Raw genomic sequence first — 20,650 nt, 5'->3', positions numbered from 1 at the left:
CCCATGACCTGGCAACAATTCCTGGTGCTGGGTCTGCTGGCTGCTCTCGTGGCCCTGCTGATCCAGGGCAAACTCCGCCCGGCGCTGCTCTTCTCGGGCGCCGTGCTCATCACCTACCTGAGCGGGTTGGCGGATATCAACGCCGTGGCGGCGGGCTACACCAACAGTGCCCTGCTGACGCTGGTGCTGTTGCTGCTGGTGTCGCTGGCGGTGGAGAAGACCCGCATCATGAGCTGGTTCGCCAATCTGGTGGGCACAGGTTCATTCAACAAGGTGCTGGTGAAGGTGTGGTTCTCCACCGCTTTCCTGTCGGCTTTCGTCAATAACACTGCCGTGGTGGCCTCCATGCTGGGCGCGGTCAAACGCAACCCCAACCATGCGCCGTCGCGGCTGCTGCTGCCCATGTGTTTCGCGGCCACCTTTGGCGGGGTGCTGACCCTGATCGGCACCTCCACCAACCTGATCGTCAACAGTTTCCTCATCAAGATGGGGGCGCCGCCGCTCGGCATGTTCGACTTCTTTATGGTGGGGGCGGGCACCTTGCTGACCGGTCTGGTGGCCGTGCTGCTGTTTGCGCGTCACCTGCCGGTGCAGGATACCGAGATGAGCCGCGAATCCGGCTACTTTCTCGAGGCCAAGGTGGGCGCCGGTTCGCCGCTGGCGGGGCGCAGCGTCAAGGAGAACGGCCTGCGCAGCCTGAAAAGCCTTTATCTGGCGGAAATCATTCGCGGCGATGAGGTGATCTGCCCGGTGCAGCCGGAACACGAGCTGCACGAAGGGGACGTACTGCTGTTTTGCGGCGATGTGGAGAGCGTCGGTGTGTTGCAGGAGATGAAGGGGCTGGATCTCTACGGCCAGCACCGCCTCAACGGCCAGCATCTGGTGGAGGTGATCGTCAGCCACAGCTCGCGGCTGGTGGGTCAGACCATCAAGGATGCCGAGTTTCGCACCCACTTCGATGCGGTGGTACTGGCGGTGCGCCGCGGTGAAACCCAGCTTACCGGTGGCCTCGGCCAGATTGAGCTGCATGCCGGTGATACCCTGCTGCTGGCCCCCGGCTCCCAGTTTGCCCGCAACAAATCGCTGGGACGGGAGTTTGTGGTGGTGAGCGGGCTGGAAGCTTCCACCCGTCTCGATGGCAGGCGTAGCGCCGCCGTGGTGCTGGGCTTTCTCGGGGTGTTGGCGCTCTCGGTATTCGATCTGGTGCCGCTGTTCAAGGGCTTGCTGCTGATGCTGGTGGCGCTGCTGCTCACCCGTATTCTGACCCTGGACGAGATCCGCCGCCGCTTCCCGCTGGATATCTGGCTGGTGGTGGGCGGGGCGCTGGCCATTGCCGATCAGCTGGAAAAGAGCGGGCTGGCCAAGCTTATCGCCGACTGGCTGATGGGGGAGTTCAACGGTGCCAGCCCCATCATCGCCTTTATCGGTATCTATGTATTTACGTTGGTGCTGACTGAGCTGATGAGCAACAACGCGGCCGCCGCGCTGGCCTTCCCCATGGGTTACCAGCTGGCGCTCAGCATGGATGTCTCGACCATGCCGTTTATTCTGGCGGTGCTGTTCGGGGCCAGCTCCAGCTTTATCCTGCCTTACGGCTACCAGACCAACCTGATGGTCTATGCCGCGGGCAACTACAAGATGCCGGACTACCTCAAGCTGGCCCTGCCGGTCTCGCTGGCCTATAGCCTCGGGGTGATTGTGATGGTGCCCCTGCTGTTTCCATTTTGAGGCGTAAGCGCCAAGCAAGGAGTGTTGGATGAGCAATATCGTGTGGCATGCCCATGCCGTCGACAAACAGAGCCGGGCCGAGCTTAAAGGGCAAAAGCCGCTGGTGATCTGGTTTACCGGGCTGTCGGGGGCGGGCAAATCGACCCTGGCGGGGGCGCTGGAGCAGGCGCTGGCGGCACAAGGCAAGCACACCTATCTGCTGGATGGGGACAATGTGCGCCACGGCCTCTGCGGCGATCTCGGGTTCGATGATGCTGCGCGGCAGGAGAATATCCGCCGGGTCGGCGAGGTGGCGAAACTGATGGTGGATGCGGGCTTGATCGTGCTCACCGCCTTTATCTCGCCATTTCGTGCCGAGCGGGCGCTGGTGCGCAGTCTCCTGGGTGAAGGGGAGTTTGTCGAGGTCTTTGTCGATGCGCCGCTAGCCATCTGCGAAGAGCGCGATCCCAAGGGGCTTTATAAAAAGGCGCGGGCAGGGGAAATTACGAATTTTACCGGTATCGATTCGGCCTATGAGGCCCCGGAGCAGCCGGAAATCCATCTGCTGAATGCCGGCAAGCCGGTCGCTGTGCTGGTGGATGAGCTGCTGACCGCCCTGCGGCAGGGGAACTACCTGTAGCTGGAGCGGAAGAATCTATAACAAGCGCCCGGCGGCCGGCCAGTCTTGAGCCACTCCAAGGCGGTCGATAGCAACCCCGCAAAGGGATCTTCCGATCCTTGTTTATGCCGTTGCGGGGTTATTCGCGATTGTCCAAATACGCTGCGCTATTCGAACCTACGGGCTGGAATTGATACCGAAGGAAGTGTGCACTAAAGTAGCGTAAATAAAACACCGGTTTGAGGCCGGTGTCAGGTGATAACTAGAACTGTACAATTCGATTATTATTTAGCTTTGATTTTTACGATTTATACTAGCTGGAACAACATCGCCATATAGTTATTCAAATCTTTCTTTCATATACTTCGTCAATTCTTCATTAAAATTTTGCTTAGACTTTATATAATCTTTCACAGCAAAAACGTCACCCTCGTCTCTTTTTTTCCATGCGTCATTTTAAGTCGGCTCGGGGTTGTTTTGTTTATAATCTTTTATAGCTTGTTCTATCTCTATTAGAGCCGTTTCAAACATGGATACTATACGGTTATGCTGATTATATACTGGTTTTATAAGAGCTAAAATGGCCCAAAAAAACGGCATCAGTAAAAATATTATGAATAAGCCTGCTTGCCAATGAGGTATAACATGTGTCGGATAGAATGATGAAAGTAATAGCGCACTAAAACTGAGTGTAAAAAACAACCAGCAGATTAACTTGAAAGTAGAATAGTTTTTATGTAACGCTCTTGGGTAATTCATAGCCCATTCTTTTTGTTCAAACTCTTCAAAAATATCTTTAATTAAGTGGCTGTATTTTTGATTTACCTTAAACCTATATCTATATAAGTCGCGAAGTTTCTTTTGGTAATACCCATTAATTCTTTCAAGGCTTACCCATTCGGCCACCAAATAAATTGCTGCAAGTAACTGAAAAATGCTTTGATAGTTGCTAATGGTTTGTTTCAAAGTGTTTTCCGTTTTGTTTTAGTTAGGCGCTTTAAAGCGCCATAATAACATTAATAAAAATACAGTAGCCGTAACCATTGTAGTTAAATGGGGTTAGGGATGCTACATGTAAGTAGACCTTATTTGTGAAGTTGTGTTAAACATAATGAAATGCATAATATTATTTTACCGTTGCAGAGCCTTCATGTTTCATTAATCCTATAATTTCTTTTAATTTTTCGATTGTTTGTGGCTGAAAATCAACTTGCTTAATGTCTTTAAATGCACTCTGACTTTCCATGTTCCAGTTTTCAAAGATAGACTTCATATCCTCTTTACTAACATTATTACCATATATTTCTAGATATAACTTACCAAAACTAATTGCATGTGTGCGTTCGGTTCGCTTAAGTGCCTCATGCATATATGCATTCGACTGACTATAAGCATGCTTTGCCCAAGCTCCAAACAAACCTATAACAATTAATCCTTTGAGCATCAAATAACCAAAAAACAACCAGCTAATATCTGATTTTTCAGTATTACTAAATTCATAAGCTCCATATGCTAAAGCTAGTAATGAAGTTATGATGGCACACGCTAACGCTATATTTCCTTTAAGGCTCCAGTCATGAGCTTTTGTCTTATACTCAGTTTCTTTTGCTTCAAGAGCTGATAATGCATTTGTAACATATTCTGGTACTTTTATGTCTATTCTGTTTTGTATTTGCTTCTCATGTTCTTCCTTGAGTTGTAATAACTTTGCCGATAAATCATTTTCACGCTTTTTGAGCACATCATGTTCTTTTTGTGCTCGCATTTGTTGATCGTGCAACTGTTTTTCTGATTGCGCTATCTGTTGCTGTATCATAGATAACTTTAGTTCAGATTGTTGAATCCGAGCCTCAGCCTGTTCCTGTCTTAGTTGAGCTTGTTGCTCTAGAGAATGAATGCGATCTATTGCTTCTTTCTCCAAGGAGTTTTCAATTCGATTTGCTGTGATATTATTAAGTTCGCGATTTAGAAGCGTTTCTTCATTAATTAAATGTTTCCATTCTTCACGAGCCTTTACAGGTAAAGTATTTAGTAGCTTGCTCCTAAGGCTAGATGAGGAGTTTGAAAGAACTCTAAATTTTGCTTCATGTGATAAGCTAGAAATAATTTTGCGAACATTTGCCTCTGAGGCTAACAGTAAATATTTATTTATTCTATTTTCAGGTATGCGTTCAAAAATTGCACTAAGTGACTTGTTTGAGAGTGAGGAGAATAGGTTGTTTAAATTTCGCTCACTCATGTGAGATAAAAATCTATTAATTTCCTGTCCGCTGCTTTTGATAAGTAGTGTATCAAGATCTGCTGTTTCCATAGAGTTATATAAATTCATTAAATTATTTTTAGGCATGTTGCCAATTCTTATATTCTCCAATTTATCACACCTATATCTGAATTAATAATTAGGATCGCCAGCATTTTGGTGGCAATCATCTCGTCTGTTGAGCTTCGCTACGCTACATACCAAGTTGCAAAAACTACGCTACTGCCCCTGAATTTCAGCCTCCAGTTTGCTGCTTTTTACCTGCGTTTTGGCACTGACTTGGCTCATGGCTGACTCCTGCGAGAGGCCGCCAAGCGGCTATGTTACCGAACGGGGCTGGGGTGAAAAGCGCAAGCGGGCCGTTTCCTGAGCAAGATCAACAAATTAATCATTAATGGGTTTAAATGTGGTCGCTCAACCGCTTGGGCCCATCAGCGCAGGGGAAAATCGGACGGTGAAGCGGGAGTATCGTCCTCTTGCTGGCGGGCATTAAAAAACCCTATGAGCCTGTAGGCCCATAGGGTTTGTCTGCGGTGATTGTTTGGGTAGTGGTTATCTGGCTTGGCGTACCGGCACGGCGCGGGTGGTGGCCACTTCATAGCGGCTTTGGCTTGCCGGAGCCCCTTTCTGGAACTGGCGTACCAGCCGGTCGAGATCGCTCAACTGGTTTACCAGCTGGGTGATGCCGTGTACGGCGTGCTGGCTGCCGACGCTGGAGTCATCGGCCAGGGTCTTGATGCTGAGCACGTTGCGGTTGATCTCGGCGGTAACGTGGAACTGCTCTTGCACCGCCTGGGCAATCTGGCCGCTGCCAGAGGCCACCTGCTGCAGCATATCGTTGATTTGCTGGAGTATAGTGCCGGTCGCCGAGGCTTTTTGCTGGCAGCTTTCGGAGAGTTGGCAGCCCTTCTCCATCGCCTGCTCTGCATCCCCGGCGCTGGTTTGCAGCTCGGTGATCATCTTCTGGATCTCGCTGGTCGAGGATTGGGTCTTGATGGCGAGTGTGCGGATCTCGTCAGCCACTACCGAGAAGCCGCGACCCGCTTCGCCAGCCCGGGCCGCTTCGATGGCGGCATTGAGGGCCAGCAGGTTGGTCTGGTTGGCGATGTTGTTGATCACATCGAGGATGCCGTCGATATCGCGGCAGTGGCCGACCAGCGCACTGATCACGCTCTTGGAGGTGGTCAGCTCGCTGTTCATGCCCGCCACGGCGGCCACGGTTTCGGCCACGCTACTGTTGCCGCTCTTGAACAGCACGGCTGTTTCATCCAGAAGGCTGGAGGAGTCAGTAGAGCTTTGCGACACCTCGCGAATGGATTCCGACATTTCGGTCACGGCAGTGGCTACCTGATTGGTTTCGGCCTGCTGCTGTTGCAGGTTGTCGGTGATGGATTCGGCGTTGCGCAGATCCCCCTCGGCGGCCTGCAGGATCTTGCTGCAAGTCTGCTGGGTGCGGGCCAGCACGGCGTTGAACTCTGCCTGATTCATCACCATCGAGAGTTCGATGGCGGCGATGTTGTCCACCTTGTTGGTGTAGAGCAACTGCATCAGCGGGTTGTCAAAGCGGCTACGGGCCATCTTGTTGAGCTTGCCGAGGCGGCGGGAGAGGGCATTCAGGGTGATGGCCGCTATCGCCAGCGGCAGGGCGACCAGCGCCAGTTGCCAGTTCATGTCGTGGTTGTAGCCAAGCGCAAACATGGCGAGCAGGCTCAGCAGCAGGCAGAGGTTGATGGTCAGGGTATGGGAGAAGGTGGGCAACTTGAGTGCCAGCGGCAGCTTGTTGTTGCGAAGGTCGGCATAGACCTTCTCGGCCCGCTGTTTGATCTCTTCGCTCGGGGCGGTGCGCACCGACTGATACTCCACCACCCGGCCGCTGGCATCCTTGATGGGGGTGACAAAGGCGCTGACCCAGTAGTGATCGCCACTCTTGCAGCGGTTTTTCACCGGTCCCATCCAGCTCTTGCCTTCGCGGATATGGTTCCACAGATCGGCAAAGGCCTGTTTCGGCATGTCAGGGTGGCGCACCAGATTGTGGTGTTCCCCCTTCAGCTCGTCGAGCGAGAAGCCTGCTATCTCGCAGAACTCATCGTTGGCGTAGGTGATGCGGCTCTCCAGATCCGTGGTGGAGATCAGGCTCTGGTGGTCTGGATAGAGACGTTCTCTTTGGGTAACCGGTTGATTGATTCTCATAGCCATGCTTCCGGGCTGTGGTGGTTGAAAATTGATCTGCATCAAGCTTCAAAGCAAAGGGCGGGCCATCAATCACGTTAAGTGATTTTTGTGTCAATAAAGGGGCGCAGCCACTGAATGTGGCGCTGCTGTCGTTGCAATGTGCAAAAAGCGAGCGGCAAGGTGCGAGGGGAGCTGCATTTTGCACCTCACTTTGCTGAGTGAGGTGCTGTGAGCGGGATCTGTGGCGCGTCGGTGGGCGTGTTCCCCTATCGACGATCAGGGCGCGGCGTCAGGGGGGGGCGGTGTGGTCTCGCTGACCTGATGCTGGACCTCGATCTGGATACCCTGCACCAGCACGGTTTTCAGATCCTGCAGGTACTCTTCCAGCGGCGACTCTTGCAGCAGCTGGGCGAGCTCGTTGCCCACCGGGGTGAGGCGGTAGTAGAGCAGGGTGATGTTGTGCTGCTTGCACTGCAGCCGCCAGCGCTGGTTGCCGAACTCCAGCTCGACCCCATCGGCGGGCAGCGGGCCGGACTCCAGCTCCGCGCGATGCAGCAGCCCGAGCTCAAACAGTTGCAGCAGGGCGTTGTAGGGGAGGCGGTATTTGCCAAGGCCGAGCCGCGTTGCCTTGGCGCGGCTCAGCAAGCTGGCCCCCTTGTGCAGCCCCAGCAGCAGTCGCTGCTCGTCGCTGCCGGTGTAGTGGCAAGTCAGTGAACAGATGCGCTGGAACAGCTGGGCCTCGCGCTGAGTCATCTCTTTGAGGGTGGCGAGCGCCCGGATGGAGAAGCGGCCCGGGGTGGCTACTTCCAGCGCGAAGATCCGCCCCCACAGCTGCTGCATCGGCACCATGCTGATATCTTCCGCCAGTTGCAGGAAGCGGGTCAGCCAGTCGCTGTCCATCTCGCCGCCAGCCGCGGTCTCTTCGCAGTGGCGGGAGGCCATCACCATGATGGCTTCCAGATTGCGCTGGCGGGCAGCCTGATCCGCCAGATGGCGAAAGGTGGCGCGCTGTTCGAAGGTGCTGTCGGTATTGCGGGTGAGCATGCCGTCGATGCCGCGACTGCGGGCCAGACGCAGGGTCTGCTCCTGGCTGCTCAGGATCGAACTCTCTTTTTTCGGGGGGGGGAGGTCTGCCATGCTGACTCCATTCGCACAGGTTCTGGAGCTGAATGTTACTCCAACCGGGATGCCAAGATAACAAAGCGGCCTCCGTGGAGGCCGCTTTTTTTGCAACGGGAGGATTACTCCTCGTAGACGCTCACCTCGACCGCTTCCATCGAATAGGAGGCGGTGGCCATCTCGTGGCTGGAGCTGATCGTGCGCATCTTGCCCTTCACCCAGATGGCATCCCACAGGTCATCCACCGGCGCACCCTTGGGGTAGCTCACATAGATCACCTGATTGGTGGGGGGCGGCGGTACATGGATGCAGGCGCCGAAGTAGGGCACCAGCAGGAAGGCGGTGATCTTCTTGGCATCCCCCTCCAGCGGCACCACGAAGCCCGGAATGCGCACATCCTGGTTGTCCAGCTTCTTGTTTACCCCGCCCACCGGTTGCGGCACGGAGGCGAGATCCCCATCGTGGTTCACCTGCGGAGGTGGCAGCAGTTTCTCCCCTTCCGGGATGAGCACATCCCAGTCGATGGTCTTGTAATCGGCGGCCAGGGCGGGCAGCACCAGCAGGCTGGCGAGCAGCGCCACAATTTTCCACTTCATCATCTGTCCTTCTGTTTCTATTTAGGGCGTCTCGCTAGACGCGAATGCTCATGCCATCGCTCAGGCTGTAGCGGTAAGCGCGGGCAGCAGGGAGCAGGCCGATCACCATGCCTGCCAGCCAGACCACCCCCAGCAACTGCCACTCGTAGGTGCTCGGCAGCCCCAGACTCAGTTGCAGGCCATAGTGGCTGAGCAGCCAGGGCGAGGCAAGCCCCTGCCCCAGATAGAGCACGGCGACCCCGAGGGCGATGCCGACCGTGGTCAGCGCCATGGCTTCCAGCGCCAGCAGCAGGAACAGGTGGGCAGGGCCCGCACCGAGGGATCGCAAGATGGCGAGCTCCCGGCGCCGCTCGTTAAGCCCCGCCAGCAGGGTAGTCAGCATGCCGATCAGGCCCGCGACTACCACAAAACCGGCGATGACCGAGAGGGCGGTTTCCGCCACGCTCATCAGGCTCCACAGCTCCTGCAGGGCGGCGCCCGGCAGGATCGCCATCAGCGGTTCTTTGGGATAGGTGTTGACGCTGCGTTGCAGCTGGAACGCCAGGATCCGGTTGCTCAGCCCCACCATAAAGGCGGTGATGGTTTTCGGGGTGAGATCCTGCGCCAGCGCCTGCTCCGGTGTCACGTTCTTGCTGTGGCGGCCGGTATCCCAACCAAGATGGATCGCCTCGATCCCCGCCAGCGGCACATGGATGGTGCGATCGATGGGCGTACCGGTTGGCGCCAGAATGCCCACCACCTTGAACGGCAGGTTGTCGTGCTGGCTGAACGAGGTGTTGCCAGCACCGTGGGCGATAACGATGGATTGGTCAAGGTGATAGCCGAGCTTCTCGGCCACCTGGGCACCGAGTACCGCTTCAAACGGCGTCTCGAATGGCCGCCCTTCCCGCAATTGCAGCGACTGCTGCTGACCGTATTTCAGGTGAGTGAAGTAGTCGCCATTGGTGCCGAGCACCCGAAATCCCTTGTGGGAGTCACCAAGGGAGAGCGGGATGGTCCAGGCGACGCCCGGTTTCTGCTTGATGGCCTGATAGGAGTCCCACCCCACGTTGTTGGTGGGGTTGCCGATGCGAAACACCGAGTAGAGCAGCAGGTTCACCTGGCCGGAGCGGGCGCCAACGATGAGATCGGTCCCCGAGACGGTGTTGGAGAAGCTTTCACGGGCCTGGGTGCGCACCCGCTCCACCCCGAGCAGCAGGGTGACGCTGATGGCGACGGCCAGCAGGGTGAGCCCGGCGGTGAGGCGGCGGGCCCAGAGACTTTGCAGGGCGAGCTTTAGCATGATGCCCTCCGGTTGAGCTGTTGCAGGTTTTCGACCCGCGGGAACAGGGGTTCGAGATAAGGGTCGTGGCTGACGAAGATCAGGGTCGAGCCCTGCTTGTCACACTCCTCGAACAACAGCTTGATAAAGGCCGCCCGGTTGTCGGTGTCGAGTGCAGAGGTGGGCTCGTCGGCGATCACCAGCGGTGGCGAGCCGATCAGCGCCCGTGCGACGGCAACCCGCTGCTGCTGGCCGATGCTGAGGGCATGGACGGGGCGATGCAGTGCGTCATCCGGCAGTTGCAGCTCCGTCAGCAGACGGCGCGCCTCCTGCTCCGGACTCCCTTGCAGGCGAGCCCGTTTGGCGGGCGAAAAGGTGAGGGCAGCGGTCACGTTGTCCTGCACCGAGAGAAAAGGCAGCAGATTGAACTGCTGGAAGATATAACCCAGATTGGCCGCCCGGAAGTGGTCACGGGCACGGCCAGAGAGCCGGGCCAATGGTTGGCCCAGCACCTCCAGGGTGCCGTGGTTGGCGGTCTGGATTCCGGCCAGCAACCCGAGCAGGGTCGACTTGCCAGAGCCCGACGGGCCCTTGATAAAGACCCGCTCACCCTCGCGGATGGTGAGGGCGGGCAGATCGAGTACAGCGTCGCCACCTGGCCAGGCAAAGGCCAGATCGCGGATCTCAACCACGGCTTTTTTCATGGCGTTACCAGCTCAGCTTGTTGGCGGACGGGGTCAGCTCGCCAGCGGTCTGGCCGGTGGGCAGGATCCCCTGCACGCTCAGCTTCTCAAGGCTCGGATAGACGCTGAACAGGGTCGCCTCAAGGCCGGTCAGTTTGGCTGGCGTGGCGCAGGTGTAGGTGTACATGGCGCCCATATCGGCGTGACCCGCTTCGTCATGATCATGGTGGTGTTCATGCTCGTCGCTGGCAGCCTTGTCATGGTCATGGTCATGGTCATGGTCATGGTCGTGATCATGCTCTTCTTTGGCGGCTTGCAGCTCCTGCTGGGTCAGTTTGCAGCCAGCGGCCGGGTCGAAGCGGAACAGGGCATCAGGCTGCTGGAGGCGGGCGACCGCCTTGGCATATTGCGCCTTCTCTTCATCGCTCTTGGCTGCGTGCTCGAAGCCCACCAGATCGGCTGCGGGGGCCTGCAGTTCGATCATCAACTGGTCGCCATCGACCACCAGATTGAGGTGGCCATGGCCATGCTCGTGGGCACCGTGGCTGTGGCTCTCGTGTTCGTCGTGATTTGCGTGTGCGCCAAAGGCCGCAGCGGCCAGCAACAGAGTAACTGCTTTCATCTTTAATCCTTTTTCAAAACAAATAGCGAAATTAAACAAAGGGATAGAGAAAAGCAGAGGCGGGCGGCGCACGGATGGCATAGCTGTGAAGCGTGGCGGTATCCGCCGATCGTTGCATGGTTGCAACTACGGGCAGAACAGAGGTCGAACCGGGGAAACAATAGGGGGTAGCGGTGATGATCTGCTTGCCATCCAGATGGAGGGCGCAGACCAGGCAGTGATGGTCGTCGTGGCCGGGTAGGGCAGATTCAAACTGGTGCCGGGCAAGGGCAGGCTGCAGCCATAACCAGCCCAGCAGCAAGATCCAGATTTTCAGCTTGATACGACCCATAGACCCTTATGGAAAGGGCGCCATCAGCGCCCTTTCTCTCTGACTTAGAGATGGGACTTGATGAGCCCCATCACGGTAGCAATGTTGTTGGCATCGAGCTGGCCATCTTTGGCAAACAGCACCTTGCCCTCTTTATCCAGCAGGATGATCGCCGAGCTTTCCGGCGTCAGATCCCAGGCGTTGCGCGCCATGCCCTTGGCATCCAGCACCATGGCGGACCAGGGGAACTCTTTCTTGCTGTCCTCGGCACTGCTCTTCACGAAGCCGGAGGTGCCCCAGATGGCGTCATTGCTGTTGATGACGGTAACGGTCTGGTACTTGTCTTGCGGCAACTTGGCGGCCTTGATCGCCTCGATCATCGGGGCGTTCAGCTCCTTGGCACTGGAGCGACCTGCAATATGCTGGATCAGGAATACCTTGCCGGTGAGCGAGGTGCTCTGCCACGGCTGGTAGCCGATATCCTTGCCATTCAGTACCAGCTCACCCTTGTCGCTGACATTGACCAGCGGCACCGGGTTGCCATCTTTGAAGTTGTGAGCAAAGACCAGAGATGGCAGCAGCGCCAAAGTAAGTACGAGATGTTTCATCCTGATGACACTCCATTTGTTATGTTATAACGAGTTTCGGATTGAGGGAATGGGCGAGCTTCATCCTAAACTGATCGGATCTGTTTAAAAAGTGTTAAATAAGATCGCAATTCAGAAGCGTCGGCGCCCCGCCAGTCAGGTGGTTGGCTGGCAAGGGCGGCTAGGATGGCATGACATCGATAAAAATCAATGAATTGGCTGCTGGTCTGAGCTGTCTGCGTCAGTAGAGCGACTCGCTGATGAGGGGGATCTTGGCCATGGTCATCTGCTGGGCCAGCAGGGACGAGCCGGTCAGCAGCACATGGCGCTGATTGTTGATCACCACAACATCACCGGGTACGCCACTGTCTGCCGTAATGGCCAGCCAGGCAGGGGAGACGCTGCCGATGCTGATATCCGGATAGATGATGCTGAGCACATATTGCGGCGCCAGCTCCGCCAGCAGACTGGCCATCAACAGTGCCTTCTCGTCGCTGTCGGCCTTGTTATCCTGCAACGCCTGCAGCGGCGGCGCGAAGTGATCCAGCTGCTCCGGTTGGGTGGGGATGGCGTTCAGCCACTCCTGCAGCAGGCTGACGCTGGTGGCGAGATCATTGGCGGCAAACTGCTGCGCCAGCGGCTTGAGATGCCCTTTGAAGTGGTAGAAGAGCTGGGAGTAATCGGGTCGCACGCAAGGCAGTTTGCGATTGGCCGGATGGACGCAGGGGATCACCCTCATCTGGTAGAAGGCATCCTCCTGATACTGCTGGTAGGCTTGCCAGAACAGCAGAGACTCCATGCTGTTGTCCCGCAGGGTGAATGCCTGCTCCAGATTACGAAACTTGGTAGCGGTCTCGGGGCTGCTCTGGTTGATGAGGTTGAGGCTGTTGTAGAGGCGCGGGCTGATATAGGCGTAGAGCGTCTCCAGCGGATTGGTGAGGGAAGCCTTTAGCAGGCTCATCTCGTGGCGACTGGCGGCCATCACCTGATCGTTGGTGGTCAGATGGAAGTGCTTGCGTTGCCCATCGCTGGATTGCCATTGCCAGCTCATGTTGATTTCGCTGGCGTTGCTTGTAGCACCAAGAGTGGTGCAGAGAGTGAGGCTGAGCAACAGCGCGGGGGTCAGCTTCATGGTGGTGCTTCCTGCCGTGGACGATAATTAACAACTAGGTGAGCCGGCACCACTTTGGTGATGTTTCGTTTTGTGATCTGGATAACAGATTGATGTGACTTTTAATTTAATTGTGAAATTAAGTCACTCTGGAGGGGTTATGAAGCCTTGGATCATAGTGCTGTTTGGGCTGCTCAGCCTGCCAGCCATGGCGGGTCAGGTGATCGTCAACAAGGGGATGTCCATTGCGGATACCTTTGCCCTACGCGATCAGTTGGCGCGCGAACACGAATGGCAGGAGTGGCTGCGCTACCAGCAGGCCATCAAGTGGCTGGAGGTGTTGCCGGTCAACTGTGAACTGATGAGCCAGCCGGGCGGTGGCTATCGCTGTGGCGGTGATTACTATCGTCCCTACCAGAAAGATGGTCGTGAAATATACATTCAGGGCAATCCTAGCGGAGATGCGGCCGGTCAGCTGCCGCAAACACCGACAAAAAAGGCGCCATAAGGCGCCTTTCTCATTCCGGGGGACGCTTACTTGGCAGCGTAACGCTCGGCAGAGGTCTTGATCTCGGCTTCGGCAGCAGCCTTGTCGCCCCAGCCTTCCACCTTGACCCATTTGCCCGCTTCCAGCTCTTTGTAGCGCTCGAAGAAGTGCTGGATCTGGGCTTTCAGCAGTTCCGGCAGATCGTGCACATCCTGGATGTGGTCGTACTGCTTGGTCAGCTTGGAGTGCGGTACAGCAACGATCTTGGCATCTTCGCCAGATTCGTCGGTCATCTTCAGCACGCCAACCGGGCGGCAGCGAATGACGGAACCGGCCAGCAGCGGGTAGGGGGTCGGAACCAGTACGTCGACGGGGTCACCATCCAGAGAGAGGGTCGCGTTCACGTAGCCGTAGTTGCACGGATAGAACATCGGGGTAGACATGAAGCGATCGACGAAAATAGCGCCGCTGTCCTTGTCGACTTCGTATTTGATCGGGTCGGCATTCTGCGGGATTTCGATGATGACATAGATATCGTCGGGCAGGCTCTTGCCGGCCGGTACCAGGTTCAGGCTCATGATATTTCCTTCGTTGTTAGTATCAGGATTGCAGGCCGATATTATAGCGATGTGATGTTAAATGACCATATTTCAGCGGATATCGCAGCCAAAGAAGGGTGATGTTTCCGGTTTGCGGCGCGTTGATGCGTGCAGGATGCAACAAAACAGCTGTTTTGATGCCTTGCCGGTGACCTTGGTCATCGGCAAGGGATGTTGAGTTGCAAGTGCAGAGAGTCAGAGCGAGTAGGGGAGTCTCGACTCGTTGACCAGTCGCGACAGTGCTGTTACGACATGAGGATCAAACTGGGTGCCGGAGCGGGACTGGATATACTCCATGGTCTGCGCCAGCGTCCAGGGCTCCTTGTAGGGGCGTTTGCTGAGCAGGGCATCGAATACATCGACCACCGCCACTATCCTCGCCGACAGCGGGATCTGCTGGCCAGCCAGCTGCAGCGGGTAGCCCTTGCCATCGAAGTGCTCGTGGTGGCCCCGAGCGATTTCGGCGCCGAGAGAGAGGTAGCTGGTGCCCTCCACCATCTCGCCCGCCTTGTGCAAGATATTGGCGCCGATTCCTGCGTGCTGCTCCATGATGGCTCGCTCATCGGGATCGAACCGCCCCGGTTTGTGCAGGATATGATCGGGGGTACCGACCTTGCCCACATCGTGCAGGATGGAAGCCATGCCGATCATTTCGACAAACTCCGGGGTCAATTGCTCCGGATAAACCGCCATCTGCTGCAACTCATCCACCAGTGCGTCGGAGAGTTTTTGCACCCGCAGTACATGTTCGCCAGTATCGGAGTCGCGAAACTCTGCCAGCGCCGCCAGCGCCACCACTGTGGCCTCTTGGGCGCGCAGCAACTGGTTGTAGAGATAGAGGTTGTCGTAGGCCGCCGAGATGCGCTGGCAGAAGACATCCAGCAGATCGCACTCGAGGGGATCCAGTGGTTGGGTAGGGGTAAAGCTCAACACGAACTCGCGGCCATTCTGGGCGGCGATATAGAGGGAATCCTGAGGGTGTTCAAAGCGGTTGCAGCGTGCCGCCAATGCCTTCATGACCGAGTCGTTGAGGGTAGGAAAATCGGTTAGCTTGCCCTCGTCCAACAGGGTCTCGTAGTCGCCGGTGGCAGCCAGGATCTCCAGCGTCTCTTCGCCGGGGCGGCGTTCGGCGCAGATAGCCCCTTCGGTGCCCACATCGAGAATGGCGCTGATCTGTTTGAGCACACCAGAGGCAAATTCTTTGAGCGAATGAAGATGGTAGAGATCACCGGCACCTTCGAGAATTTTTCCGAGCCCCTGACGGCTCTTGTCGATGGCGCTGAGGGTTTCGTATGAGCGCAGAGAGGCGATGACGGTGGTGTAGAGTTTTTGTACCGTCAGCTCGGTCTTGGTCTTGTAGTCGTTGATGTCGTAATCGAGGATCACCCGCTGCTCGGGGGCCTGACCGGGCTGGCCGGTACGCAGCACGATCCGTACCAGCGAGTTGCGCATTTCGTTGCGGATCCGGTGAACCAGCCGCAAACCGGCATCTTCGGTTTCCATCACCACATCGAGCAGGATCAGGGCAATTCTGGGATTGGCTTCCAGCATGCGACCTGCTTCGGCGCCGCTGTAGGCATTAAGCAATTCAAGCGGGCGCGATTTGTAGTGAATATTGGAGAGGGCCAAGCGTGTGGCATGATGAATATCCGGCTCATCATCCACGATCAGCACTTGCCATGGGTTGAGTGCCTTGGGGACCACGACCTCTTCTTCATCGAGTTCGATGATGTCGTCGTCCAGCAAGATGTCGTCCTTGTCTTGGGCACTGCTCATATCGGTTACGCCTCCGGCGCTCAATGAGTATGTGGACAGTATGCACGATTACATCTGCTCGGATCATCAGGATAAGTGTATATCGTGAGCTGGCTCCGCCTCTTTATCTCTACTCGAAAGGCTCCAGATATCCCTGGATCGACTTCTTCAACCAGGCCAACACCTTGCCGTGATAGGCGTTTTCCGCCAGATAGACACCATAATCACGCCACTGCAGGCTGAACTTGTGTTTCAGGGTCAGCAGGGTGCCTTGTCGCAGCTGGCTCTGGATTAGTGGCGAGGGGAGCACCGCCCAACCCAGTCCGTCCAGCACCGCATTGCGCATCAACTCGAAGCTGGAGAGGCCGATATGCTGGCCCCCTACTGGCAACAGGCTTTTTACCGAAAATTCATCGATATAAGAGAGGGTAACCTGAGTGTGATCAGTCAGATCCTGCTGTTTCACCCGTCGCAGGTCGGCCAGTGGATGGCTGGGCGCCACCACCATCAGGGTGCGAATGGGGTTGAGCACGTCGATGTTGAGGCCGCTGCGCTCCTGATCCTCGGTGATGAGGCCAAATGCTGCATCGACAAAGCCCTCTTCCACCAGTGCGGGCAGTTCGGGTGGGGAGGCGAGCACCAGCGAGATACTGGTACCGGGAAACTGGCTGCGCAAGGCAGCCAGCATCTCGCGCCACACCTGTTCCGGGATAGCGTCATCGCGCGCAACCCGTAGCGCCACCTCGGCGCCGGAGGCGTAGTGTTCACACTTTAGCTTGAGGCTGTTGGCCGCTTGCAGGAGTCGCTTGCAGTCATCCAGTACCAGCTCGCCGATGTCGGTCAGGCGACTCTGATTGGCACCGCGTTCAAAAAGTTCGACGCCAAGCTCCACTTCAAGAGAGGCGATGGATGTGCTGACGGCGCTGCGGCTTTTGCCAAGTCGTCTGGCGGTATTGGCAAGAGAGCCACTGTTTGCGGACTCTACGAAGAGTTCTATCTGATAGAGCTTCATGATGATGTGCAATAAGGAGGGATCTAGCACCACCTTAGCCCGACCTCTGATAGCAAGGCAAACCATCAGCGTCTGATAACTCGACGCTCAGCGATTCCTGCCCCTGCCGTGACTGCGGCTATCATCTCTACCGTCGCAGCAACAGAAGGAAAATTCTATGTTAATCAGTCGCATGCTTTTAGCGCGCATATTTTTGACGGGGGCCATCCTCACCGAAGTAGCGGGGACATCCAGTATGGCGATGATCCCAGAGGATGCAGCGGGATGGATGAACTACCTGCCGATGTGGGTTTTGATCTCGATCTCTTACCTGTTACTGGCCAAAGCCGCCAAAACAATCTCCATTGGTATTGCGTTCGCATTATGGGAGGGTCTGGGGATTGCACTGATCACCGTCGTCTCCGTGTTGTTTCTCGATTACAACCTGAACGTTCAGGAGCTGATCGGTCTTGCGCTGGTAATAGTGGGTATTGTTATGGTGACCATGGGGGAAACCCATGACGACCCGGTGACAGGAAGTGATACGAGTCATGCGAAGGAGGCGGTATGCACCCGTTAATTATCGTGTTTGGCGCCGCACTGCTGGATATCGGCGCCAATATGGCGATCAACCGCTCGCGGGGATTCCGCTATAAAGGGTGGGGAATGCTGGGAATTATGCTGGTATTGGGTGCCTTTACCCTGCTCTCCGAAGCGGTGAGCAGTGGCAAGATTGATCTTGCTGTGGCCTATGCCACTTGGGGCGCCATCGGTATTCTGGGTACAGCCCTCGGTGGTTTGCTCATCTTCCGTGAGCGACTCAAGCCCATCGGCTGGGCAGGAATGATGGTGATGGCGCTGGCCGTCGCCATGCTGACCACCGCCTGATAACGCTTTATCAATGACCAAGCCGCCCGGTTCGCCGGGCGGCTTTTTGTTTGGCCGATGCAGGCTCAGCACGGCGCTTCGTAGAGCTCCAGCGGCAGACCATCCGGGTCGGCGAAGAAGGTGAAGCGCTTGTCGGTCAGCTCGTCCACCCGCACCGGCTCAACATCGACTTGATGAGCATGCAGATGGGTGATGACCCGGTCGAGGTCGCTGACCCGAAAAGCGAGATGGCGCAGGCCGCATGCCTCGGGGCGGGAGGGGCGCTCGGGGGACGAGGGGAAGCTGAATAGCTCAAGCTGGCTGCCGTCTGGCAGGGCCAGATCCAGTTTCCACGACTGGCGCGCCTCGCGCAGGGTCTCCGCAATGATGGGCAGCCCCAGCACCTCGTGATAGAAGTGGCGCGAGCGTTGGTAGTCGCTGGCGATGATGGCCACATGGTGGATGGCGTCAAACAGCGGAAAGGTCATGGTGTTTCCTTGTCAGCAGCATAGTGAACGGGCAGCCTGCGCTGCCCGTGTTGTTGATCTAGTTGAAGAAACCGCCGAACCAGTCATCCAGTGCACTGCGTGGTGTCGTACTGCTGGCGCAGCTGGTCGGGGAGCCCATAGTCGAAGTTTTGGCCGGAACCTGCAGGCTGCCCGGGCAGTCGCTGGTGACGCGGGTGCCGCTGGCACGGGAGAAGTTGGCCCAGGTGACCCCCTCAGGCATCTGCAGGCTCAGGCTGTTGACGCCACGCTGGCTCATGTAGCCGCTAAAGAGCTGCAGTGCCCCGCTGGCGCCGGTCAATCCTGCCGGGGTGTTGTCGTCGCGACCGACCCAGATACTGACCAGCTCGTTGTTGTCCATCCCGGTAAACCAGGAGTCGCGCAGCTCGTTGGTGGTGCCTGTCTTGGCCGCCATGGTAGCGCCGGGGAACTTGGCACTGAGCGCGCGGGCCGTGCCCTGGCTCACCGTCTTGGTCATGGCGAACAGGGTCAGCCAGCTTGCCTGACTGTCGGTGACCCGTTTGGCGGTCTGATCATGCTGATAGAGCAGGCTGCCATCCCCCTTGACCACGGCACGAATGGCCGACAGCGGCTGGGTCAGCCCCTGATTGGCGATGGGCAGATACATCTGGTTCACCTCCATCGGCGAGAGGGCCACCGCCCCCAGCACCAGCGATGGATAAGGTTGGATCTCCTGCTGCACCCCCAGCTTGTGCAGTGTGTCGACTACCTTCTCCAGCCCCACCTGCAGACCCAGATTGACAGTCGGCACGTTGAGGGAGCCGGCCAGCGCATCCATCAGCGGTACGCTCTGGCGGAACTTGCGATCGTAGTTTTGCGGCGTCCAGACCTGACCATCCTGACCACGAATGCGGATCGGCTGATCTTTGAGCGGGGTCGCCAGGGTCAGCCCATTGGAGAGGGCGGTGAGGTAGACAGCCGGTTTCACCAGCGAGCCGATCTGGCGGCGGGCATCCAGCGCCCGGTTGAACCCGGCGTAACGGGGATCGCGGCCACCCACCAGCGCCACCACTTCGCCCTTATGCCAGTCGGAGACCACCATGGCCGCCTCCAACTTTTTCTTGCCGCGCTGTTTCTCGATCTGGGCAAGCCCGGAAGAGACGGCCTGCTCGGCGGCATGCTGGGCGATGGGGTCGAGGCTGGTGAAGATCTTGAGGCCAGACTGCTTGAGCAGATCGGCGCCGAAGCGGCTCTGGATCTCTCGCTTGAGCAGTCCCATAAAGGCCGGAGTGCGGCCATAACTCATCTGGCCACGGGTGATGATGCCGAGGGGCTGACGGCTGGCCAGCTCATATTCGGCCTGGGTCAGGCTGCCGTGATCCATTAGCAGCTTCAGCACCAGATCCCGGCGAGTCTTGGCCCGCTCCGGGAAGCGCCAGGGGTCGTAATAGGAGGGGCCCTTCACCAGACCGACCAGCAGGGCGACCTGATCGATATCCAGCTCGTTGACCGGAATGCCGAAGTAGAAGTAGGAGGCGAGGCCGAAACCGTAGACCCCTTGCGAGAAGTTCTGTCCCAGATAGACCTCGTTGAGGTAGGACTCGAGGATCTCGTCCTTGCTGTAGCGATAGTCGATCAGCACTGCCATGTAGGCTTCCTGCAGTTTGCGCCACAGGCTGCGTTCACGGGTCAGGAAGAAGTTCTTGGCCAGCTGCTGGGTCAGGGTACTGCCTCCCTGCACGGTGCGACCTGCGATCAGGTTGGCGAACATGGCCCGCATGATGGCCACCGGCGAGACGCCGCCATGCTGGTAAAAGTCGCGATCTTCGGTGGTGAGCAGGGTCACCAGCAGGCTGTCGGGTACCTCGCTGAGGCGAACCAGCAGGCGATCTTCCCGATCCTCGGTATTGAGGCGATCGAGCAGCACCGGGTCCATCTGGGCGTAACCGAGCTGGCGCTGGTTCTCCAGCGACTGGATTCCCTCAAGGCGCGGGCCGTTGAAGGTGAGGCGCAGGCCACGGGCTCCATCGGCGCCATCATAGAACTCGAACGGACGGCGAATAAGCTCGATGCGGTTGCCGTTGATGGTGTATTCACCCGGCGTGTGAGGCAGGCGCACCTGCTTGTAGCTGAGCATGTTGAGCTCGCGCAGCATCTGGTCGCGCGACAGGCGCTGACCCGGATAGAGCTCCAGCGGACGGCTGTAGACCATCACCGGCAGCTGCCACTTCTCGCCGTCAAATCGCTCGCGCACCTGGGTATCGAGGTAGATGCCAAACACCACCATGAAGGCCGCTACCACCAGCGAGAGCTTGAAGCCAAGCCAGAACAGCTTGCGCCAGATGGTACGCTTGGGTGGCGCTTTCTTGGGGGCGCGCTTGCGTCGTTGGGTTGCCATAAATCCTCTTTGCTTTCCTTTCTACTTGTTATGTCGCAT

General features: G+C 57.1%; 21 protein-coding genes. 5 read left to right on the top strand and 16 right to left on the bottom strand.

Translation table 11 applies throughout. The features are described from left to right. Positions 1 to 3: 3 nt before the first annotated feature. Entirely contained in the window at positions 4 to 1,728 is a 1,725-nt protein-coding gene (locus tag G5171_RS18210) for an SLC13 family permease (protein ID WP_421260547.1), read from the top strand. A gap of 28 nt (positions 1,729 to 1,756) precedes the next feature. Continuing rightward, positions 1,757 to 2,347: an adenylyl-sulfate kinase gene (gene cysC, locus G5171_RS18205; protein WP_421172722.1), complete on the top strand. Its 591-nt coding sequence runs from the start codon at positions 1,757 to 1,759 to the stop codon at positions 2,345 to 2,347. A gap of 435 nt (positions 2,348 to 2,782) precedes the next feature. Here cysC and G5171_RS18200 read toward each other — a convergent pair whose 3' ends face one another. The 11 genes from G5171_RS18200 to G5171_RS18150 all read right to left on the bottom strand — a co-directional run bounded on the left by G5171_RS18200 (position 2,783) and on the right by G5171_RS18150 (position 13,068). Beyond that, positions 2,783 to 3,292, bottom strand: a complete 510-nt coding sequence (locus G5171_RS18200) for a hypothetical protein (protein ID WP_421260546.1) — start codon at positions 3,290 to 3,292, stop codon at positions 2,783 to 2,785. Between the two features lie 160 nt (positions 3,293 to 3,452). Next, positions 3,453 to 4,673: a hypothetical protein gene (locus G5171_RS18195; RefSeq protein WP_421172723.1), complete on the bottom strand. Its 1,221-nt coding sequence runs from the start codon at positions 4,671 to 4,673 to the stop codon at positions 3,453 to 3,455. A gap of 465 nt (positions 4,674 to 5,138) precedes the next feature. Continuing rightward, positions 5,139 to 6,776, bottom strand: coding sequence for a PAS domain-containing methyl-accepting chemotaxis protein (locus tag G5171_RS18190; protein ID WP_421172724.1), 1,638 nt, complete (start codon positions 6,774 to 6,776; stop codon positions 5,139 to 5,141). 258 nt (positions 6,777 to 7,034) lie between these two features. Next, a complete protein-coding gene (locus G5171_RS18185; protein ID WP_236368439.1) occupies positions 7,035 to 7,895 on the bottom strand; it encodes a TIGR03899 family protein in 861 nt (286 codons plus the stop codon). Positions 7,896 to 7,999: 104 nt separating this feature from the next. After that, complete coding sequence (locus tag G5171_RS18180) at positions 8,000 to 8,476, bottom strand: DUF3299 domain-containing protein (RefSeq protein WP_041234071.1); 477 nt, start codon at positions 8,474 to 8,476, stop codon at positions 8,000 to 8,002. Positions 8,477 to 8,507: 31 nt separating this feature from the next. Continuing rightward, complete coding sequence (locus tag G5171_RS18175; protein ID WP_005354695.1) at positions 8,508 to 9,755, bottom strand: ABC transporter permease; 1,248 nt, start codon at positions 9,753 to 9,755, stop codon at positions 8,508 to 8,510. Next, a complete protein-coding gene (locus tag G5171_RS18170; RefSeq protein WP_421260545.1) occupies positions 9,749 to 10,438 on the bottom strand; it encodes an ABC transporter ATP-binding protein in 690 nt (229 codons plus the stop codon). The genes G5171_RS18175 and G5171_RS18170 overlap by 7 nt, the downstream gene beginning before the upstream one ends. Positions 10,439 to 10,442: 4 nt before the next feature. Beyond that, positions 10,443 to 11,039, bottom strand: coding sequence for a DUF2796 domain-containing protein (locus tag G5171_RS18165; protein ID WP_108588145.1), 597 nt, complete (start codon positions 11,037 to 11,039; stop codon positions 10,443 to 10,445). 31 nt (positions 11,040 to 11,070) lie between these two features. Continuing rightward, entirely contained in the window at positions 11,071 to 11,370 is a 300-nt protein-coding gene (locus G5171_RS18160; protein WP_005343252.1) for a DUF2607 family protein, read from the bottom strand. A gap of 44 nt (positions 11,371 to 11,414) precedes the next feature. Further along, the gene (locus tag G5171_RS18155; RefSeq protein WP_005343253.1) at positions 11,415 to 11,957 is read right to left on the bottom strand and encodes a YtfJ family protein; all 543 of its coding nucleotides are present in this window, start codon (positions 11,955 to 11,957) and stop codon (positions 11,415 to 11,417) included. A gap of 220 nt (positions 11,958 to 12,177) precedes the next feature. Then, positions 12,178 to 13,068, bottom strand: a complete 891-nt coding sequence (locus G5171_RS18150; protein WP_421260544.1) for a hypothetical protein — start codon at positions 13,066 to 13,068, stop codon at positions 12,178 to 12,180. Positions 13,069 to 13,207: 139 nt separating this feature from the next. On the opposite strand from G5171_RS18150, the gene G5171_RS18145 reads away from it, so the two are divergent. Then, the gene (locus G5171_RS18145; protein ID WP_421251163.1) at positions 13,208 to 13,555 is read left to right on the top strand and encodes a hypothetical protein; all 348 of its coding nucleotides are present in this window, start codon (positions 13,208 to 13,210) and stop codon (positions 13,553 to 13,555) included. Positions 13,556 to 13,581: 26 nt separating this feature from the next. Here G5171_RS18145 and ppa read toward each other — a convergent pair whose 3' ends face one another. From ppa to G5171_RS18130, 3 genes are all read right to left on the bottom strand, one after another. Continuing rightward, positions 13,582 to 14,112, bottom strand: coding sequence for an inorganic diphosphatase (ppa, locus tag G5171_RS18140; protein ID WP_270905607.1), 531 nt, complete (start codon positions 14,110 to 14,112; stop codon positions 13,582 to 13,584). A gap of 216 nt (positions 14,113 to 14,328) precedes the next feature. Continuing rightward, positions 14,329 to 15,909 carry a DUF3369 domain-containing protein gene (locus tag G5171_RS18135; RefSeq protein WP_421260543.1) on the bottom strand — a complete coding sequence of 527 codons (1,581 nt, stop codon included), beginning with the start codon at positions 15,907 to 15,909 and terminating at the stop codon, positions 14,329 to 14,331. Positions 15,910 to 16,018: 109 nt separating this feature from the next. Next, positions 16,019 to 16,900 carry a LysR family transcriptional regulator gene (locus tag G5171_RS18130; protein ID WP_236347269.1) on the bottom strand — a complete coding sequence of 294 codons (882 nt, stop codon included), beginning with the start codon at positions 16,898 to 16,900 and terminating at the stop codon, positions 16,019 to 16,021. A 157-nt stretch (positions 16,901 to 17,057) separates the two neighbouring features. Between G5171_RS18130 and G5171_RS18125 the strand changes: the two genes are divergently transcribed. Further along, entirely contained in the window at positions 17,058 to 17,459 is a 402-nt protein-coding gene (locus G5171_RS18125; protein WP_421260542.1) for an SMR family transporter, read from the top strand. After that, positions 17,447 to 17,767 (top strand): SMR family transporter, encoded by a 321-nt coding sequence (locus tag G5171_RS18120; protein ID WP_005343259.1) that lies wholly within the window; start codon positions 17,447 to 17,449, stop codon positions 17,765 to 17,767. Before G5171_RS18125 ends, G5171_RS18120 begins: the two co-directional genes overlap by 13 nt. 65 nt (positions 17,768 to 17,832) lie before the next feature. On the opposite strand, the gene G5171_RS18115 is transcribed toward G5171_RS18120, so the two are convergent. Next, positions 17,833 to 18,234: a VOC family protein gene (locus G5171_RS18115; RefSeq protein ID WP_005343260.1), complete on the bottom strand. Its 402-nt coding sequence runs from the start codon at positions 18,232 to 18,234 to the stop codon at positions 17,833 to 17,835. 58 nt (positions 18,235 to 18,292) lie between these two features. Then, a complete protein-coding gene (gene mrcB, locus G5171_RS18110) occupies positions 18,293 to 20,611 on the bottom strand; it encodes a penicillin-binding protein 1B (protein ID WP_421260541.1) in 2,319 nt (772 codons plus the stop codon). Between the last annotated feature and the right edge of the window lie 39 nt (positions 20,612 to 20,650).

Source organism: Aeromonas sp. 600774, from assembly GCF_049175075.1.
In the GTDB taxonomy this organism is placed as follows: Bacteria; Pseudomonadota; Gammaproteobacteria; order Enterobacterales; family Aeromonadaceae; genus Aeromonas; species Aeromonas veronii_A.
Note: the sequence above shows the minus strand (reverse complement) of the source record. Positions and strands in the feature narration are given on the sequence as shown.

Excerpts from the sequence above, each read along its gene's own strand:
- G5171_RS18180 (WP_041234071.1), bottom strand. The coding sequence starts at position 8,476 with ATGATGAAGTGGAAAATTGTGGCGCTGCTCGCCAGCCTGCTGGTGCTG.
- G5171_RS18170 (WP_421260545.1), bottom strand. The coding sequence starts at position 10,438 with ATGAAAAAAGCCGTGGTTGAGATCCGCGATCTGGCCTTTGCCTGGCCA.
- G5171_RS18125 (WP_421260542.1), top strand. The coding sequence starts at position 17,058 with ATGTTAATCAGTCGCATGCTTTTAGCGCGCATATTTTTGACGGGGGCC.
- cysC (WP_421172722.1), top strand. The coding sequence starts at position 1,757 with ATGAGCAATATCGTGTGGCATGCCCATGCCGTCGACAAACAGAGCCGG.
- G5171_RS18150 (WP_421260544.1), bottom strand. The coding sequence starts at position 13,068 with ATGAAGCTGACCCCCGCGCTGTTGCTCAGCCTCACTCTCTGCACCACT.
- G5171_RS18130 (WP_236347269.1), bottom strand. The coding sequence starts at position 16,900 with ATGAAGCTCTATCAGATAGAACTCTTCGTAGAGTCCGCAAACAGTGGC.
- G5171_RS18115 (WP_005343260.1), bottom strand. The coding sequence starts at position 18,234 with ATGACCTTTCCGCTGTTTGACGCCATCCACCATGTGGCCATCATCGCC.
- G5171_RS18160 (WP_005343252.1), bottom strand. The coding sequence starts at position 11,370 with ATGGGTCGTATCAAGCTGAAAATCTGGATCTTGCTGCTGGGCTGGTTA.
- G5171_RS18155 (WP_005343253.1), bottom strand. The coding sequence starts at position 11,957 with ATGAAACATCTCGTACTTACTTTGGCGCTGCTGCCATCTCTGGTCTTT.
- G5171_RS18185 (WP_236368439.1), bottom strand. The coding sequence starts at position 7,895 with ATGGCAGACCTCCCCCCCCCGAAAAAAGAGAGTTCGATCCTGAGCAGC.
- G5171_RS18175 (WP_005354695.1), bottom strand. The coding sequence starts at position 9,755 with ATGCTAAAGCTCGCCCTGCAAAGTCTCTGGGCCCGCCGCCTCACCGCC.
- G5171_RS18120 (WP_005343259.1), top strand. The coding sequence starts at position 17,447 with ATGCACCCGTTAATTATCGTGTTTGGCGCCGCACTGCTGGATATCGGC.
- G5171_RS18195 (WP_421172723.1), bottom strand. The coding sequence starts at position 4,673 with ATGCCTAAAAATAATTTAATGAATTTATATAACTCTATGGAAACAGCA.
- ppa (WP_270905607.1), bottom strand. The coding sequence starts at position 14,112 with ATGAGCCTGAACCTGGTACCGGCCGGCAAGAGCCTGCCCGACGATATC.
- mrcB (WP_421260541.1), bottom strand. The coding sequence starts at position 20,611 with ATGGCAACCCAACGACGCAAGCGCGCCCCCAAGAAAGCGCCACCCAAG.
- G5171_RS18145 (WP_421251163.1), top strand. The coding sequence starts at position 13,208 with ATGAAGCCTTGGATCATAGTGCTGTTTGGGCTGCTCAGCCTGCCAGCC.
- G5171_RS18135 (WP_421260543.1), bottom strand. The coding sequence starts at position 15,909 with ATGAGCAGTGCCCAAGACAAGGACGACATCTTGCTGGACGACGACATC.
- G5171_RS18210 (WP_421260547.1), top strand. The coding sequence starts at position 4 with ATGACCTGGCAACAATTCCTGGTGCTGGGTCTGCTGGCTGCTCTCGTG.
- G5171_RS18165 (WP_108588145.1), bottom strand. The coding sequence starts at position 11,039 with ATGAAAGCAGTTACTCTGTTGCTGGCCGCTGCGGCCTTTGGCGCACAC.
- G5171_RS18190 (WP_421172724.1), bottom strand. The coding sequence starts at position 6,776 with ATGAGAATCAATCAACCGGTTACCCAAAGAGAACGTCTCTATCCAGAC.